Source organism: Actinomadura sp. NPDC049753 (assembly GCF_040674655.1).
Classification (GTDB): Bacteria; Actinomycetota; Actinomycetes; order Streptosporangiales; family Streptosporangiaceae; genus Spirillospora; species Spirillospora verrucosospora.
Genome location: NZ_JBFARL010000183.1, coordinates 1 through 15,356 on the forward strand (window position 1 = coordinate 1; position 15,356 = coordinate 15,356).

The 15,356-nt window shown below is 73.9% G+C and carries 17 protein-coding genes and 1 pseudogene; 7 read left to right on the plus strand and 11 right to left on the minus strand.

The genetic code is table 11. From position 1 onward, the window contains the following. Positions 1-78: 78 nt before the first annotated feature. A pseudogene (locus AB0K37_RS32785) lies at positions 79-396 on the minus strand (ATP-binding cassette domain-containing protein); the annotation flags it as partial. Between the two features lie 116 nt (positions 397-512). Here AB0K37_RS32785 and AB0K37_RS32790 point away from each other — a divergent pair. After that, complete coding sequence (locus AB0K37_RS32790) at positions 513-1,670, plus strand: ROK family protein (protein ID WP_363987587.1); 1,158 nt, start codon at positions 513-515, stop codon at positions 1,668-1,670. Between the two features lie 5 nt (positions 1,671-1,675). On the opposite strand, the gene AB0K37_RS32795 is transcribed toward AB0K37_RS32790, so the two are convergent. Continuing rightward, on the minus strand, positions 1,676-2,038 hold the full coding sequence (locus AB0K37_RS32795) for an STAS domain-containing protein (protein WP_345186848.1): 363 nt from the start codon (positions 2,036-2,038) through the stop codon (positions 1,676-1,678). Between the two features lie 395 nt (positions 2,039-2,433). On the opposite strand from AB0K37_RS32795, the gene AB0K37_RS32800 reads away from it, so the two are divergent. Next, positions 2,434-2,709 (plus strand): sulfurtransferase TusA family protein, encoded by a 276-nt coding sequence (locus tag AB0K37_RS32800; protein WP_363987589.1) that lies wholly within the window; start codon positions 2,434-2,436, stop codon positions 2,707-2,709. A 9-nt stretch (positions 2,710-2,718) separates the two neighbouring features. Here AB0K37_RS32800 and AB0K37_RS32805 read toward each other — a convergent pair whose 3' ends face one another. Continuing rightward, positions 2,719-3,351 carry an FMN-binding negative transcriptional regulator gene (locus tag AB0K37_RS32805; RefSeq protein ID WP_363987591.1) on the minus strand — a complete coding sequence of 211 codons (633 nt, stop codon included), beginning with the start codon at positions 3,349-3,351 and terminating at the stop codon, positions 2,719-2,721. Positions 3,352-3,403: 52 nt separating this feature from the next. Between AB0K37_RS32805 and ligD the strand changes: the two genes are divergently transcribed. Next, positions 3,404-4,357, plus strand: coding sequence for a non-homologous end-joining DNA ligase (ligD, locus tag AB0K37_RS32810; RefSeq protein ID WP_363987592.1), 954 nt, complete (start codon positions 3,404-3,406; stop codon positions 4,355-4,357). Positions 4,358-4,364: 7 nt separating this feature from the next. Here the strand turns inward: ligD and AB0K37_RS32815 are convergent, their stop codons facing one another. The 5 genes from AB0K37_RS32815 to AB0K37_RS32835 form a co-directional block, all read right to left on the minus strand. After that, positions 4,365-5,594 (minus strand): cytochrome P450, encoded by a 1,230-nt coding sequence (locus tag AB0K37_RS32815; protein ID WP_363987594.1) that lies wholly within the window; start codon positions 5,592-5,594, stop codon positions 4,365-4,367. A 153-nt stretch (positions 5,595-5,747) separates the two neighbouring features. Then, on the minus strand, positions 5,748-6,020 hold the full coding sequence (locus AB0K37_RS32820) for a DUF6295 family protein (protein WP_363987596.1): 273 nt from the start codon (positions 6,018-6,020) through the stop codon (positions 5,748-5,750). 12 nt (positions 6,021-6,032) lie between these two features. Then, positions 6,033-6,776: a dienelactone hydrolase family protein gene (locus AB0K37_RS32825; protein WP_363987597.1), complete on the minus strand. Its 744-nt coding sequence runs from the start codon at positions 6,774-6,776 to the stop codon at positions 6,033-6,035. Positions 6,777-6,868: 92 nt separating this feature from the next. Then, the gene (locus tag AB0K37_RS32830; protein ID WP_363987615.1) at positions 6,869-7,699 is read right to left on the minus strand and encodes an undecaprenyl-diphosphate phosphatase; all 831 of its coding nucleotides are present in this window, start codon (positions 7,697-7,699) and stop codon (positions 6,869-6,871) included. Positions 7,700-8,036: 337 nt separating this feature from the next. Further along, entirely contained in the window at positions 8,037-8,489 is a 453-nt protein-coding gene (locus tag AB0K37_RS32835; protein ID WP_363987599.1) for a MarR family transcriptional regulator, read from the minus strand. 157 nt (positions 8,490-8,646) lie between these two features. On the opposite strand from AB0K37_RS32835, the gene AB0K37_RS32840 reads away from it, so the two are divergent. Next, positions 8,647-10,098 (plus strand): MFS transporter, encoded by a 1,452-nt coding sequence (locus AB0K37_RS32840; RefSeq protein ID WP_363987601.1) that lies wholly within the window; start codon positions 8,647-8,649, stop codon positions 10,096-10,098. Positions 10,099-10,134: 36 nt separating this feature from the next. Here the strand turns inward: AB0K37_RS32840 and cobF are convergent, their stop codons facing one another. Next, entirely contained in the window at positions 10,135-10,884 is a 750-nt protein-coding gene (cobF, locus tag AB0K37_RS32845; RefSeq protein WP_363987603.1) for a precorrin-6A synthase (deacetylating), read from the minus strand. A 54-nt stretch (positions 10,885-10,938) separates the two neighbouring features. Between cobF and cbiE the strand changes: the two genes are divergently transcribed. Genes cbiE through AB0K37_RS32860 form a run of 3 tightly spaced genes read left to right on the plus strand, consistent with a single transcriptional unit; the run spans position 10,939 to position 13,615 of the window. Next, positions 10,939-12,156: a precorrin-6y C5,15-methyltransferase (decarboxylating) subunit CbiE gene (cbiE, locus tag AB0K37_RS32850; RefSeq protein WP_363987605.1), complete on the plus strand. Its 1,218-nt coding sequence runs from the start codon at positions 10,939-10,941 to the stop codon at positions 12,154-12,156. Further along, positions 12,153-12,908 carry a precorrin-4 C(11)-methyltransferase gene (gene cobM / locus AB0K37_RS32855; RefSeq protein ID WP_363987607.1) on the plus strand — a complete coding sequence of 252 codons (756 nt, stop codon included), beginning with the start codon at positions 12,153-12,155 and terminating at the stop codon, positions 12,906-12,908. Before cbiE ends, cobM begins: the two co-directional genes overlap by 4 nt. After that, positions 12,893-13,615: a cobalt-precorrin-6A reductase gene (locus AB0K37_RS32860; RefSeq protein ID WP_363987609.1), complete on the plus strand. Its 723-nt coding sequence runs from the start codon at positions 12,893-12,895 to the stop codon at positions 13,613-13,615. The genes cobM and AB0K37_RS32860 overlap by 16 nt, the downstream gene beginning before the upstream one ends. Here the strand turns inward: AB0K37_RS32860 and AB0K37_RS32865 are convergent. Together AB0K37_RS32865 and AB0K37_RS32870 are read right to left on the minus strand one after the other, a co-directional pair. After that, positions 13,606-15,093 (minus strand): precorrin-2 C(20)-methyltransferase, encoded by a 1,488-nt coding sequence (locus AB0K37_RS32865; RefSeq protein ID WP_363987611.1) that lies wholly within the window; start codon positions 15,091-15,093, stop codon positions 13,606-13,608. The two genes, AB0K37_RS32860 and AB0K37_RS32865, sit on opposite strands and share 10 nt — an antisense overlap. Next, positions 15,093-15,356: precorrin-8X methylmutase (locus AB0K37_RS32870; protein WP_363987613.1), on the minus strand; the 264-nt coding region annotated here is incomplete at its 5' end. The genes AB0K37_RS32865 and AB0K37_RS32870, both read right to left, overlap by 1 nt.

Here is a 15,356-nt window from a genome sequence, read left to right on the forward strand (position 1 = left end):
GTGACGGGTTCACGGGGTGATGGGCGGGTTCGTGAGCTGCAGGCGCGGCGCCGGCGGCAGAGTCTGCTCCCGGTCGCCGCGCACCCGGGTGGGCGCGAGCGTCAGGTTCTCCAGGACGGTCTTGTGCTGGAACAGGTTGAACGACTGGAAGACCATGCCGACGTCCGCGCGGAGGCGGGCGAGGGCGCGGCCCTCCGCGGGCAGCTCCTCGCCGTCGATGCGGATGACGCCCGCGTCCGGCGTCTCCAGCCGGTTCAGGCACCGGCACAGCGTCGACTTGCCCGACCCGGACGGGCCGATCACCACGACGACCTCGCCGCGGGCCACGTCCAGGTCGACCTCGCGCAGAGCGGTGTGGTCGCCGAAGCGCTTGTACAGGCCGCGAACCTCGATCATTCGGTCACCTACGTCCCAACTTCCTTCGATATCGAAGTCAAAGAGGACGATAGAACGTCAAATCGACGTAAGTCAACGCGTTGCCGTACCAAGTTCGCGCATGCTATCTATCTGGGGTGCGTAACAGCAGAGACGACGGACCGGCGGCACTCGTGCGGCTGGTGGCGACCGGCCAGGCGGAGTCGCGGGCCGAGCTCGCCCGGCTCTCCGGCCTCGCCGCCTCCAGCGTCTCGCTGCGGGTCGAGCAGCTCATCGAGGCCGGCCTGTTCGCAGAGGAAGGCGCCGGGGCCTCGCGCGGGGGCCGGCGGCCCCGCCGCCTTCGGCTCGCCCGCGCGGCGGGCGTGTACCTGGTCGCCGACCTCGGCGCGCACCACGCCCGCCTCGCGGTCGCCGACCTCGCCGGGACGCCCCTCGCGCTGTCCGACCTCGCGTGCGACATCGCCCTCGGGCCCGAGGAGACGCTGGCGGCGGTCCTGCGAAGCCTGCACGCCCTCGCCCGCGAGCACGGCGTCGGGGACGTCCCCGTCCGCGGCGTCGGGATCGGGCTCCCCGGGCCGGTCGACCCGGCGACGGGCCAGGTCGTCTCGCCCTCGCGCATGCCCGGCTGGAACGACTTCCCCGTCCGCGACTACGTGGCCGGCAGCGCCGGCGTCCCGGCCCTGGTCGAGAACGACGCCAACCTCATGGCCGTCGGCGAGCACCGCGGCTCATGGCCGTCCCTCGACAACGTGATGGTCATCAAACTCGGCAGCGGCATCGGCTGCGGGGTCATCGTCGACGGGCGCCTGCACCGGGGGCGCGGCGCTGCGGGCGACATCAGCCACGTCAGGATCCTGTCCGAGGCCACCGTCGACTGCTCCTGCGGCCACCCCGACTGCCTGGAGGCCCACGCCAGCGGCGCCGCCCTCGCCGCGTCCCTCGCCGCCCAGGGCATCGAGGTCGACAACCCGTCCCGGATCGTCGACCTCGTCACGGACGGCGTCCCCCAAGCGACCAGCGCGGTGCGCACGGCCGGGCGCCTCATCGGCGACGTGCTGACCGGGCTCGTGAACTTCTTCAACCCCGACGCGCTCGTCATCGGCGGCAGCCTGTCCAACGCCGAGCCGCTCGTCGCGACGATCCGGGGCGTCATCTACGAGCGCTGCCTGCCGCTCGCCACCCGCAACCTGGAGATCGCCACCTCCCGCGCGGGCCGCGACGCCAGCATCCTCGGCGCAGGCCACCTGCTCCTCGGCGTCGCGGACGAGTGGATCGACCGCTCCCTGGAGCGCTGAGGCGGCTACCCGCTCGCCGACGCCGACAGCGCCTCGCGGGCCGTCGCCACGTCCGGGGCGATGGCGACGCGGCGCTGCAGCCCCGCCACCTCCGACACCCGGCGGACGATGCCGCGCGGCGGCAGCACCACCCACATGGGCACGCCCAGCTCGGTCGCCCGCATCTGCGACCGCGTGATGACGTTCAGCCCGTTGGAGTCGCAGAACGTGCAGCCGGTCAGGTCGAGGATCAGGGCGGGCGTCCCGGAGTCCAGAAGCCGGACGGCCTGCGCGAGGACCGCCTCGCCGTTGCTGAGGTCGACCTCGTCCGGGAACGTCAGCGTCCCGCAGGTCTCCGTGCGCTCCACTCGTCCCACTCCGAGATCCATGACTCGCCCCAAAGCCGATTTCCTCACCTGGATGACAACGGGGGGTACTTCACTGCGACTGTAAGCTCCAAAGCTGGACGAAACCTGAAAGAAAGAGTCAAGTCTAGGACCTCCCTCATCCATATCGCCGACGAACCCGTTCGCTAGCGATTGATCCTGTTTTGTCGCCTTGGGTGACGCGCGCCTGGCCGCCGTCCAGCCGCCCGGACACGAACTTGACGCTCAGGTCCTCGTCCCGGATGACCCGCGCGGAAATCTTTGATCAAAGCGTGCTCGCCGGCGCCCGGCCTCCGACGGCGGCGCACGGGCCGCGCCGGTCTGACCACCACACTTGTCACACCAAAGCCCTATATTTCCCTCAACGCCGGAAAGCCCTGCGGACCCCGGAGGTGGGAATGAGCTCGGACCCGGTCGTCATCGACGGCGGCGACCGTTCCTGCGTGCGCCTCCTGCTCGAACTGCGCGGCCGCATCGCGGACCTGGCGCCCGGCACCGTCGTCCACCTCATCGCCGCCGACCCGGCCGCCCCCATCGACCTGCCGGCCTGGTGCCATCTGACCGGCCACGACTACCTGGGCCCCGTGGACGGCGCCCCGGCCCCCACCTACGCGCTCCGGGTGGCGGCCGACGCCCGCCCCACCTCCGCCGAGTCCCCCTGGCGCCCCCGCTGACCCGCCGCGCTACCCCTCGCGTCGCGCCTTCGCCGCTTCCACCGCGTCCGCCATGGTCGTGTCGCCCTGGGCGCGGTACCCCGCGATGACGCCCGCGATGTCGGCCTCGGGCCGGTTCTGGCTCATCTTCGCCTTGGCCTCGACGCGGGTGACGCGCAGTTCCAGGCCCACGATCGCGCGCAGCTGACCGGCGACGAACGCGGGCGGGGCGTCGTCGACCGCCCAGGACGGGTCGCGGCCCTGCTCGTGGCGCTCGGTCAGGCGGCGGACCATCGACTCCACCCACGCCGGATCGTCGTGCACGACGAGGCGGCCGTAGACGTGGGCGGTGAGATAGTTCCACGTCGGCACGACCCGCCCGTGCTCGGCCTTGGACGCGTACCAGGACGGCGACACGTACGCGTCCGGCCCGTGGACGATGAGGAGGGACTCCCCGGCGGCGGGCTCGCGCCACTGGTCGTTGTTGCGCGCCACATGCGCCAGCATCGCGCCGTGCTCGCCCGCCGACGGGTCGTACAGGACGGGCAGGTACGTCGCGATCAGCCCCCGCGGGGAGGCGGTGACGAGGTCGGCCGCCCGGCACCCGGCCAGCAGCTCCCCGACCTCGGCGTCGCCCGCCGAGAAATGCGCTGGTACGTACATGGACGCGACGCTACCCCACGGCGCTGTCGGAGCCGCGTGCGAAGCTGGTGGGGTGAGCGCCGATGAAGAGCGTGACGGGGTTCGGCTGACGAACCTCGACCAGCCCCTGTTCGACGGGGCGGACGCGACGAAACGCGACCTGGTCGACTACCTGGACGCCGTCGCCGGATGCCTGGTCCCGCAGCTCGAGGGCCGGCCGCTGTCGGTCAAGCGCGTGCTGCGCGGCCAGAAGCCGTTCATGCAGAAGAACACGCCGAAGTACACGCCGTCCTGGGTGCGGACGGTGGCGGTGTGGGCGGCGACCTCGCAGCGGGAGGTGTCCTACGCGCTGTGCGACGACCGCCGCACCCTGCTGTGGTTCGCGAACCAGCGCGCCGTCGAGTACCACCCGCCCCTCGTGCGCGCCGAGACGTGGGACCGGCCCACCCACCTGGTGCTCGACATCGACCCGCCCGGCTCCGACGCGTTCGGCGACGCGGTCGCCGCCGCCCACCTCGTGCGCCGCGCGATGGCCGACTCGGGCCTGCGGGGCGCCGTCAAGACGAGCGGCGCCAAGGGCGTCCACGTGTTCGTCCCCCTCGACGGCGCCACGCGCGTCGAGGACGTCGCCGCCGCGACGCGCGCCCTGGCCGTCCGCGCCGAGCGGCTCGACCCCGAGCTGGTCACGACGGCGTTCATCCGCGAGGACCGCGGCGGCAAGGTGTTCCTCGACTCGACCCGCGCGGGCGGCGCGACCGTCGTCGCCGCCTACAGCCCGCGGATCCGGCCCGGAACGCCGGTCTCGTTCCCGGTCGCCTGGGACGACCTCGACCGGGTGGCGCCCTCGGACTTCACGATCCGCACGGCCGCCGCCCTGCTCGCGGGCCGCGACGTCTGGACGGACCTCATGCCGGAGCCGCAGCCGGTCCCGGCCGACCTCGTCGAGCAGGGCCACACGATCCCGATCGCCCGGGTCCAGGCGATGCACGAGGGCAAGCGCCGGGCCCGGGCGCGCCGCGACGGGTAGCGGGGGCTCAGGAGCCGAGCACGACCGGCAGGGTCCGGTGGCCGTTGGAGATGAACGACTCGACCGGGCGCAGCTCGGCGGGGTCGACGGCGAGCGCCAGGTCCGGGAAGCGGCCGAAGAGCGCCGGCAGAGCGATCTCGGCCTCCAGCCGCGCGAGGTGGGAGCCGACGCAGTAGTGCACGCCGTGCCCGAACGAGATGTGCTCCTTGTTCGCCCGCCCGACGTCGAACAGGTCGGCGTCGTCGCCGTGCAGGGCGAGGTCGCGCCCCGCGGCGGCGTAGGCGACGAGGATCGCCTCGCCCTTGCCGATCGTCACGCCGTCGACGTCGATGTCCTCCACGGCGTAGCGCAGCGGCAGGTTCGCGACCGGCGCCTGCCAGCGCAGCGCCTCCTCGATGACCTCCGTCCAGGGCACCTCGCCGGACCGGACGAGCGCGTGCTGCTCCGGGTGCGTCAGCAGCGCCGTGATCGCCTGGTCGAGCAGGTTCACCGTCGTCTCGTGCCCGGCGGAGATCATCAGGATCAGCGTGTCGACCAGCTCCTGCTCGCTCAGCCGCGAGCCGTCCTCGTCGCGGGAGGAGATGAGCACGCCGGCCAGGTCGTCGGCGGGCTCGCGGCGCCGGAACGCCACGAAGTCCTGCAGGATGCCGTACATCTCGGTCTGGTTGGCGAAGGCCTCCTCGGAGGTCAGCGCCGTGTTGAAGACGCCGTCCACGCAGCGGCGCAGCGCGGGCCGGGTCTCGTCGGGGACGCCGAACAGCCGGCAGATCACCTCGATGGGCAGCGGGTAGGCGAACGCCTCGCGCAGGTCGGCGCGGCCGCCGGGGGAGGCGGCCAGGCCGTCCAGGAGCGACCGGGTGATCTCCTCGACGTCCGGCCGCAGCGCCTCGGTGCGGCGCGGGGTGAACGCCCGGGAGATGATCGTGCGGAGCCGCCGGTGGTCGTCGCCGTAGGCGGTGAACATGTTCCGCACCGAGACCCACAGGCTCAGCGGCCAGTCCTCCGCGATCTCGCCGTCGATCCATTTCGTCCAGTGCAGGTTCGGGTCCTTGGACACCCGCGGGTCGGCCAGCAGCCGCTTGAGCTGCTCCTGGCCGGTCACCGCCCAGGCGACGACGCCGCCGGGCAGTTCCACGGGGGTCACCGGCCCCCGCGCCCGCAGTTTCGCGGCCTCTCCCTGGACGTCGCTGCCGGCCGGGTCGATGACGAGCGGGATCTCCATTGAGGTCCTCTCCAAGCGGGATATGGAACATGTCCGTAACGACATGCATGCGATGAGCGACGGAGCCAACGTAAGGGTTCGTGGCGCCATGCCGCCAATTCACCTGGAAACGGACGTGTCCCGCCTGTTTCGGCCTTTCCCTAAATTGTCGCCCGGCAAATCCCTATCTCAGTCGGCGGCCGAGGCGAGGCCGCGAGGGGCGGCGGCGAGGGCCGCCTGGATGGCCTCGATCAGCGCCAGCGCCGATTCCTCGGTCAGCTCGACCGCGACGCGCGCGGCCGGCCCCTCCCCGGCGTTGGTGAAGTCGATGTTCACGGTGTGCTCGTGGCAGGCGTGGTACGGGTGGTCGACGTAGACCGCGCCGCCGGTCAGCGTGAACCAGCCGCTTGCTCCTTTCGCCGCGCCGTCCAGTTCCATCTTCACCGTCTGATAGGTGCACATGAGGGCCTCCTTTCAGGTGCTCAGGTGGCGGTCGAAGAAGGCGAAGATCTTCTCCCAGCCGTCCTTGGCGGCGGCGGGACGGAACGCGGGCCGCTCGACGGCGAAGAACGCGTGCCCCGCGCCGGGATAGGTGTGGAACTCGTGCTCCTTGCCGAGCCTGGTCAGCTCGGCGTCCAGCGCGGCGACCTCCTCGGGTGCGGGGAAACGGTCGTCCTCGCCGAACAGGCCGAGCAACGGGCACGACAGGCCGGGCGCCTTGGAGACGATCGACCGGGCGGAGGTCGGGTAGTCCTCGGGCGGGTCGGCGACGACGAAGGCGCCGTAGCAGTCGACGGCCGCGTCGAGGTCGAGCTCGCAGGCGGCCAGGAACGCGTGCCGCCCGCCCGAGCAGTGCCCGATCACGCCGACGCGGCCGTTGGCGTGGTCGAGCGAATTGAGGTGGGCGGCGGCCCCGGCGACGTCGCCGACGAGCTGCTCGTCCGGGACGCCGCCCTTGGCGCGGGCGGCGGCCGCCTGGTCGTCCGGGCTCACGCCCGCGCCCTCGCGGGAGTACAGGTTCGGGGCGATCGCGGCGTAGCCGTGCGCGGCGAACGTCCGGACGAACTCCTTGGTGCCGGAGTCGAAGCCGGGCATGTGGTGGATCACCACGACGCCGCCGCGCGGGGCGTCGCCCAGCGGCCGCGCCAGGTACGCCTCCAGCTCGTCCTTCCCGTACCCGGTGATGGAGACCGTTCCGGCCCACATCGCGTCGTTCATGCTCGGCGCTCCGTTCCTCAGCGGGGTATGCGCGCACGCGGCGTTCCCGCCGGCGTGCGGACCGTGACAGTCTCTCGCATACCCCGCGAGGCTCAGGCGTTCAACGTGCCCGCGCCGAGGAGGCCGAACAGCAGGAGGCCGACGACGATGCGGTACACCACGAACGAGGTGAAGCTGTGCCGGGCCACGAACCGCAGCAGCCAGGCGATGGAGGCGTAGGCCACGACGAACGACACCGCCGTGCCCACCGCGAGCGGCAGGACGCCGGCGCCCGAGCCGAGCGCGGACGGCAGCTCGTAGATGCCGGCGCCGGTCAGCGCGGGGATGCCCATGAAGAACGACAGGCGGGTCGCGGCGACCCGGTCGAGGCCGAGCATGAGCCCGGTCGACATCGTCGCGCCCGAGCGGGAGAAGCCGGGGAACAGCAGGGCGAGGATCTGCGAGGAGCCGATCAGCATCGCGTCGGTGAGGGACGTGTCGTCCTCGCCGCGCTTGTGCGTCCCGAGCCGGTCCGCGGCGAACATCACGGCGCTGCCGCCGATCAGGGACCCGGCGACCACCCACAGCGAGGCGAGCGGGCCTTCGATGAGGGGCTTGGCGGCGACGCCGACGATCACGACCGGGATGGTGGCGTAGATGACCCACCAGGCGAACTTGTAGTCGTGGTGGTAGCGCTCGGACGGCCGGACGATCCCGACTCCCCACGCCCTGACGATCCGGACGATGTCGGAGAAGAAGTACACCAGCACCGCCGCGATCGCGCCGACCTGGATCACCGCGGTGAACCCGACCACGGCCTTGTCGTCCACCGGAACGCCCATCAGACCCTCGGTGATCTTCAGGTGCCCGGTCGAGGAGACCGGGAGGAACTCGGTCAGGCCCTCCACGATCCCGAGGACGATCGCCTGCCCGACATTGATCACGCTCAAGGACCCGGTTCCTCTCCGACCTGCGCTGGCTTCGCGCCGAGCCTACTGCCGCGCCGCGACCGGGTCCCGCGATGGGAGCGATAACTTCACTGATCGTTAACCGGGCGGACGGACCCCGGCCATGCTCGGTCCCCGATCTCCTGGATCACCCGGCGACCTCCGGGGCGGCGACCGCCGCGAGATCCCGCCAGGCGTCGCCCGGGCGCAGGGTCTCGTCCGGATCTCCGTTGAAGGGGTCGAGGTCGACCATGGGCGACGAGCGGCGGATGCCGGTACGGGACGACCAGTCGCCTCAGGCTATCGGCGCGGCCGGGGCGCGCCGCCCGTCCGGTCAGGGGCGGGGCCAGGGGCTTCCGGCGAGGCGCTCGATGTCGGTGTTGAAGCGCTGGAGGAAGGAGGCGAAGGACTCGACCTCCTCCGCCGTCCAGTCCGACATGATCTTGTCGATCCCGGCGACGATCTGGCCGCGCTCGCTGTCGAGGCGGCGCTCGCCCTCGGCGGTGATGCGGAACTTGCGGGCGATGCCGCCGGCCGGGTCGGGGATGCGCTCGACGAGGCCGTCGCGCAGCATGGCCGAGGTCTGCCGGTTCAGCGTCGAGGGGTCCAGGTCGAACGCCTCGCTGAGCTGCCGGATCGACATCGGGCCCTCGATGCGGATGCGGCTGAGCAGGATGTAGGCGCTGCGCTCCAGCAGGCCCCCCTCGCGCCGGGAGCGGCGGGTGGCCAGGCTGTGCCGCCCGAGCAGCATGGTCTCGTACTCGATCAGATCCGTGGGCTTGTGCATGCCGGTCCTTCTCCCGGACGCGGTCCGCCCGGGTCGCTCCTGCCTCGATGCTCGCCCCCCATGCCTACCACAGGGATGTGCACCGTACATAAGTTGTGCATCGACCATAACGTATGTATGGTGCACAAGTTCCCCGACCCGACAGAAGGGATGTCACGTGGACGAGTCCGCGCCCGCCGTCCGACCCGGCGGGATCGTCGGCGTTCTCGCCGTGGGCGGCATCGTCGCCGCGTTCATGCAGACCCTCGTGGTGCCGCTGATCGCCCAGCTGCCGCGGCTGCTGGACACCACGCCCTCCAACGCGACCTGGGTGGTCACCGCGACGCTGCTGGCCTCCGCGGTCGCCATGCCGATGATCGGACGGCTCGGCGACCTGTACGGCAAGCGCCGGATGCTGCTGGTCTGCATGGTGCCCCTCATCACCGGGTCGGTGATCTGCGCGCTGTCCGGCTCGCTGATCCCGATGGTCGTCGGGCGGGGCATGCAGGGCGTCGGCATGGGCATGATCCCGCTCGGCATCAGCGCGCTGCGCGACCTGCTGCCGCCCGAGCGGCTGGGGTCCTCGATCGCGCTGCTGAGCTCGTCGATGGGGATCGGCGGGGCGTTCGGTCTGCCGCTCGCGGCCCTGATCGCCGAGAACACGAGCTGGCGGGTGCTGTTCTGGGGCTCGGCCGCGCTGAGCGCGCTCGTCGCCACGCTGATCTACCTGCTGGTGCCGGCCACGCCCGTCCAGGCCCGGGGCCGCTTCGACGCCGTGGGCGCGGTCGGTCTCGGCGCCGGCCTCGTGTGCCTGCTGCTCGGAGTCTCCAAGGGCGCCGACTGGGGGTGGACGAGCGGGACGACCATCGGCCTTTTCGCCGCCACGGTCGTCGTCCTGCTGGCGTGGGGCTGGTGGGAGTTGCGGACCCGCGACCCGCTGGTCGACCTGCGCGTCACCGCGCGCCGCCAGGTTCTGCTCACCAACGCCGCCTCGGTCGTCATCGGGTTCTCGATGTACGCCCAGTCGCTGATCGTGCCGCAGCTGCTGCAGCTGCCGAAGGAGACCGGGTACGGGCTCGGCCAGTCGATGGTCGCCGCGGGCCTGTGGATGGTGCCGTCCGGCCTGCTGATGATGGCGGTGTCCCCGCTCGGCGCGCGGCTGTCGGCCGCCCGCGGGCCCAAGGTCACCCTGGTCGCCGGAAGCCTGGTGATCGCGCTCGGGTACGGGTCGTCCACGCTGCTCATCGGCGCCGCGTGGGGGCTGATGATCGTCACGGCGATCTGCGGCATGGGCGTCGGCCTCGCCTACGGCGCGATGCCCGCCCTCATCATGGGCGCGGTGCCGCGGTCGGAGACCGCCTCGGCCAACAGCTTCAACACGCTGATGCGCTCGGTCGGCACCTCGGTGTCGGCGGCCGTCGTCGGGGTCGTGCTGTCCCAGCTGACCATCGACCTCGGCGGGCACGTGCTGCCGTCCGAGGACGGCTTCCGGGCCGGTCTGCTGATCGGCTGCGGTGTGGCGCTGCTCGCCGGGGCCGTCGCGCTGGCCATCCCCGGGCGCGGGCGCTCGGTCGCCGCCGCGGCCGGGCAGGCCGCCCCGGCCGAGGAGCGCGCCGCGTTCAAGGCCTGACGCCGGCCGGCGCCGCGCCCGCCGGCGCGGGGCCGGTCAGGGGCGCGCCGGGGACTCGCGCCGCAGGAGGTAGGTGTCCATGATCCACCCCTTGCGGGCGCGGGCCTCGGCGCGCAGGGCGCGGATCTCCTCGGCCACCTCCGCGACCGGGCCGGAGACGAGGATCTCGTCGGGCGTGCCGAGGTAGGCGCCCCAGTAGATGTGGTAGCCGTCGCCCGCCTCGGCGAACGCGCAGTGCGCGTCCAGCATGACGAGCACGTCGTCGGCGGTGGTGCCCTCGGCGGCGAGGCGGCGCCCGGTGGTGATGTGGACGGGCCGGCCCACCCGCGTGAGCCCGACGCGGTGCCGCGCGGTGAGCGCCGAGACGCTGCTGATGCCGGGGATCACCTCCACCTCGAACTCGGCGCCGACCTCCTCCAGCGCCGCGAGGGTGCTGTCGTAGACGCCGGGGTCGCCCCAGACGAGGATCGCGCCGGTCTGCCCGTCGGCCAGCTCGCCGGTGACGAACGACTCGTAGATCCGCGCGCGCCGCGACCGCCAGTCCTCCACGGCGGCGGCGTAGGCGGCGGCGTCCCGGTCGCGCTCGGGGTCGCGGGCCTCCACGATCCGGTACGGGCGCCGGCCGTGCGCCGCGATGAGGTCGTGCCGCAGCCCGGCCAGGTCGTGCTTGGCCTCGCCCTTGTCCACGACGAGGAAGACGTCGGCGGCGGCGATCGCCTTGGCCGCCTGGAACGTCAGGTGGTCGGGGTCGCCCGCGCCGATGCCGATGATCAAAAGCCGCTTCACCTGGCCAAGTGTGCCAGTTGTAGACTTGGCGCCGCATTTCGCTCAAGGAGGCCAGTGGACGCGCGTGTCATCACCGTCGTGGGCGTCGGAGCCGACGGGTGGGACGGCCTCGCGGAGGGCTCCCGCGCGGCGCTGCGGGCGGCGGGCGTGCTGCTCGGGGGCGCCCGGCACCTCGCCCTCGTCCCGGACGGCCCCGCCGAGCGCGTGCCCTGGCCGTCCCCGCTGCTCCCCGCGCTGCCCGGCCTGATCGAGCGGTACGAGGGGCGGTCGATCGCCGTCCTGGCGAGCGGCGACCCCATGTTCTACGGGATCGGCTCCACGCTCGCCGAGCTGGTCGGCCCGCGGCGCCTGCGGGTGCTGCCGCACCCGTCGTCGGCGTCGCTGGCGTGCGCGCGCCTCGGCTGGCCGCTGGAGCGGGTGGAGGTCGTCAGCCTCGTCGGGCGTCCGGCGGAGACGCTGAACGCCGCCGTCGCGCCCGGCCGCCGCGTCCTGGTCCTCGGCGCGGGGCGGCAGTCCCCGGCGGTCGTGGCGGCGCTGCTCACCGGGCGCGGGTTCGGCCCCAGCCGGATGACCGTCCTGTGCGACCTCGGCGCGGAGAGCGAGACGGTCGCGCACGGCGTCGCGTCCCACTGGACCGACCCGGCCGCCTCGGCGCTCGCGGTGGTGGCCGTCGAGTGCGTTCCGGGCCCGGACGCCGCCCCGCTGCCGCGCGTCGCCGGGCTGCCCGACGACGCCTTCGAGCACGACGGGCAGATCACCAAGCGCGAGGTCCGGGCGGTGACGCTGTCGCGCCTCGGGCCGCTGCCCGGCGAGCTGCTGTGGGACGTGGGCGCCGGGTCCGGCAGCGTCGCGATCGAGTGGGCGCGGGCGCACCCGTCGTGCGCGGCGGTCGCGGTCGAGAGCCGCCCGGAGCGGGCGGAGCGGATCGGCCGCAACGCCGGTGCCCTCGGGGTGCCCGGCGTCCGCGTCGTGGCGGGCCGCGCGCCGGACGCGCTGGAGGGCCTCCCGACGCCCGACGCCGTCTTCGTCGGCGGCGGGCTCACCGTCCCCGGCCTGCTGGAACGCTGCTGGGACGCGCTCCGGCCCGGCGGGCGCCTCGTCGCCAACGCCGTCACCCTCGAATCGGAGGCCAAAGTGGTCGAGCTCCGCCGGACCCACGGCGGCGACCTGGTCCGCCTCGGCGTCGAGCGCGCCGCCCCGCTCGGCGGGTTCACGGGCTGGCGTCCCGCGATGCCCGTCACCGTCTGGACGACGCGGAAGGACACCCTGTGACGGTCCACTTCGTCGGCGCGGGCCCCGGCGCCGCCGACCTCATCACCGTGCGCGGCCTGAGGATCCTGGAGTCCTCACCCGTCTGCCTGTACGCGGGGTCGCTGGTGCCGGCCGAGCTGCTGGAGGCGTGTCCGCCCGGCGCCCGGCTCGTCGACACCGCGAACATGACGCTGGACGAGATCGTCGCCGAGCTGACCGCCGCCCACCGCGGCGGCCTGGACGTCGCGCGGCTGCACTCGGGCGACCCGTCGGTGTTCAGCGCGGTCGCCGAGCAGATGCGCCGCCTCGACGCGGCGGGCGTGCCGTACGAGGTCGTCCCCGGCGTTCCCGCGTTCGCGGCCGCGGCGGCCTCGCTCGGCCGGGAGCTGACCGTCCCCGGCGTCGGCCAGACCGTGATCCTGACCCGCACGGCCGTGCGCGCCACCCCGATGCCGGACGGCGAGGACCTCGCCACCCTCGGCGCGAGCGGCGCCACGATGGTGCTGCACCTGGCCGTCCAGCGCATCGAGGAGGTCGCCGCCGAGCTGCTGCCCCGCTACGGCGCGGACTGCCCGGTCGCCGTCGTCGCCCGCGCCAGCCGCCCGGACGAGCTGGTCCTGCGCGGCACCCTCGCCGACATCGCCGCCCGGGTGCGCGAGGCCGGGGTGCGGCGCACCGCGGTGATCGTCGTCGGCCGCGTCCTCACCGCGTCGGCGTTCCCCGACAGCCATCTCTACAGCGCCGACCGGGACCGGGCGTGCGGCGCGTCCTGATCCTCGGCGGGACGGCGGAGGCCCGCGCGCTCGCGGCCCGGCTGACCGGCGTGCACGTCGTCTCCTCGCTCGCCGGGAGGGTGTCGGACCCGCGCCTGCCCGCGGGCGAGGTCCACATCGGCGGGTTCGGCGGTGCCGACGGGCTCGCCGCGTGGCTGCGGGAGCACCGGATCGACCGCCTCGTCGACGCGACCCACCCGTTCGCGGAGCGGATGAGCGCCTCCGCCGCGCACGCGTCGCGGCTGACGGGCGTGCCCCTGCTCGCGCTGCGCCGCCCCGGCTGGGACGAGGAGGACGGCGACGACTGGCGGCGCGTCCCGTCCCTGCCGGACGCCGCCGCCGCGCTGCCGGACGGCGCCCGCGCGTTCCTCACCACCGGCCGCCGCAGCCTTCCGGTGTTCGCCGCGCGGACCGGCGTGTGGTTCCTCGCCCGGTCGGTGGACCCGCCGGAGCCGCCCGTCCCGCCCCACGTGCACGTCCTGCTGGCGCGCGGCCCCTACACGGTGGACGGCGAGCACGCCCTGATCCGCGAGCACCGCCTGGACGTCCTGGTCACCAAGGACAGCGGCGGCGCGATGACCCGCGCGAAGCTCACCGCGGCCCGCGAGGCCGGGCTGCCCGTCGTGATGGTCGACCGCCCGGCCCTTCCCGAGGGCGTCCGGGCGGCCGCCGACGTGGCGGCCGCCGCGGCCTGGGCTCAGGGGTAGCGGCGCGGGGTGAAGACCACGCCCCGCTCGGTCACCCGAGTGGCGGACGACCCGACGATGAGCAGGCAGCGCATGTCGACCCGGTCGGGGTCCAGCTCGCCGAGCGTCGTCACCGTCACGCTCTCCTCGGGCCCGCCGACGTCCCGTCCGACGACCACAGGGGTCTCGGGGGAGCGGTGCTTGAGCAGCAGGTCGCGCGCCGCCGGGAGCTGGTGCCTGCGCCGGCTCGACGAGGGGTTGTAGAGGGCCAGCACCAGGTCGGCCTCGGCGGCGGCCGCGAGCCGCCGCTCCACCACGTCCCACGGCTTGAGGATGTCCGACAGCGACAGGACGCAGAAGTCGTGCCCGAGGGGCGCGCCGGCCCGGGCGGCCACGGCCTGCGCCGCCGTCAGCCCCGGCACGACCCGCACCGGCACGTCCGCGAACTCGTCGCCCGCCGCGGCCTCCAGGACGGCCGTCGCCATCGCGAACACGCCGGGATCGCCGGACGAGACGACGGCGACCCGGGCCCCGTCCCGCGCGAGCGCCAGCGCGTGGCGGGCCCGGTCGGCCTCCACCCGGTTGCCGGACCCGTGCCGCCGCTGCCTCGGGTTCGGCGGCACCCGGTCCAGGTAGGGGCCGTAGCCGACGAGGTCGGTCGCGGACGCCAGGACGTCCTGCGCCTCCGGCGTCAGCCACGGCCGGCCCGCCGGCCCGAGCCCGACGACCCACACCCCGCCGGCCCCCTCCGGCCGCGCCGGGGGCGGCGCGGCGAACGAGCGCTCCGCCGGGCTCGTCAGCAGCGCGAGCGCCATGTAGGGCACGTCCGCCGGATCGACGTCGGCGAGCGGGAGGACCCGCTGCCGGTCGGTGGCCGCCCGCTCGACGTACCAGCCGTCGCCGAGCCGCCCCGCGTCCTCGAACGCCTGCCTGACCTTGGGGAACGTCCGGCCGAGCTTGAGGACGGCCGCCGCGTCCGCGGTGCGCAGCCGCTCGGCGAGCTCCTCGCCGGGCAGCGTCCCGGGCAGGACGGTCAGCGTCTCCTCCCGCTCCACCAGCGGGCGCCCCGCCGCCGCGGACGCGGCGCTCAGCGACGTCACGCCCGGCACCACCTCGGCCGGGTAGTGGGGCGCGAGCCGCTTGTGCAGGTGCATGTACGACCCGTAGAACAGGGGGTCGCCCTCGCTCAGCACCACGACCGTCCGCCCCGCGTCGAGGTGCGCGGCGAGCCGGGAGGCGCAGTCGGCGTAGAAGTCCTCCAGCGCCCCCTGGTAGCCGCCGGGATGGTCGGTCGTCTCCGTCGTCACCGGGTAGACGAGCTGCTCCTCGATCCGCCCGTTCCGCAGGTACGGCTCGGCGACGGCCCGGGCGATGCTGCGGCCGTGCCGCGCGCAGTGGAAGGCGACCACGTCGGCCTCGCCGATCAGCCGCGCCGCCTTCACCGTGACCAGTTCGGGGTCGCCGGGCCCGACGCCCACGCCGAACAGCCGTCCCGCCATCACTCCGCCTCACTGGCGATGGCGTTGACCGCCGCCGCCGTCATCGCGCTTCCGCCGCGCCGCCCGCGCACCACCAGGTGGTCCAGGCCGCTCGCGGCGAGCGCCTCCTTGGACTCGGCCGCCCCGATGAACCCGACCGGGATCCCGAGGACCGCCGCCGGGCGCGGCGCGCCCTCCTCCACCAGCTCCAGCAGCCGGAACAGCGCGGTCGGCGCGTTGCCGATCGCGACGACCGCGCCGCCGAGCCGGTCGCGCCACAGCTC

What these genes read in the sequence shown, in the direction of transcription:
- AB0K37_RS32795 (WP_345186848.1), bottom strand. Translation starts at nt 2,038, where the DNA reads ATGGATCTCGGAGTGGGACGAGTGGAGCGCACGGAGACCTGCGGGACG.
- AB0K37_RS32800 (WP_363987589.1), top strand. Translation starts at nt 2,434, where the DNA reads ATGAGCTCGGACCCGGTCGTCATCGACGGCGGCGACCGTTCCTGCGTG.
- AB0K37_RS32805 (WP_363987591.1), bottom strand. Translation starts at nt 3,351, where the DNA reads ATGTACGTACCAGCGCATTTCTCGGCGGGCGACGCCGAGGTCGGGGAG.
- AB0K37_RS32820 (WP_363987596.1), bottom strand. Translation starts at nt 6,020, where the DNA reads ATGTGCACCTATCAGACGGTGAAGATGGAACTGGACGGCGCGGCGAAA.
- AB0K37_RS32825 (WP_363987597.1), bottom strand. Translation starts at nt 6,776, where the DNA reads ATGAACGACGCGATGTGGGCCGGAACGGTCTCCATCACCGGGTACGGG.
- AB0K37_RS32835 (WP_363987599.1), bottom strand. Translation starts at nt 8,489, where the DNA reads ATGCACAAGCCCACGGATCTGATCGAGTACGAGACCATGCTGCTCGGG.
- AB0K37_RS32865 (WP_363987611.1), bottom strand. Translation starts at nt 15,093, where the DNA reads ATGGCGGGACGGCTGTTCGGCGTGGGCGTCGGGCCCGGCGACCCCGAA.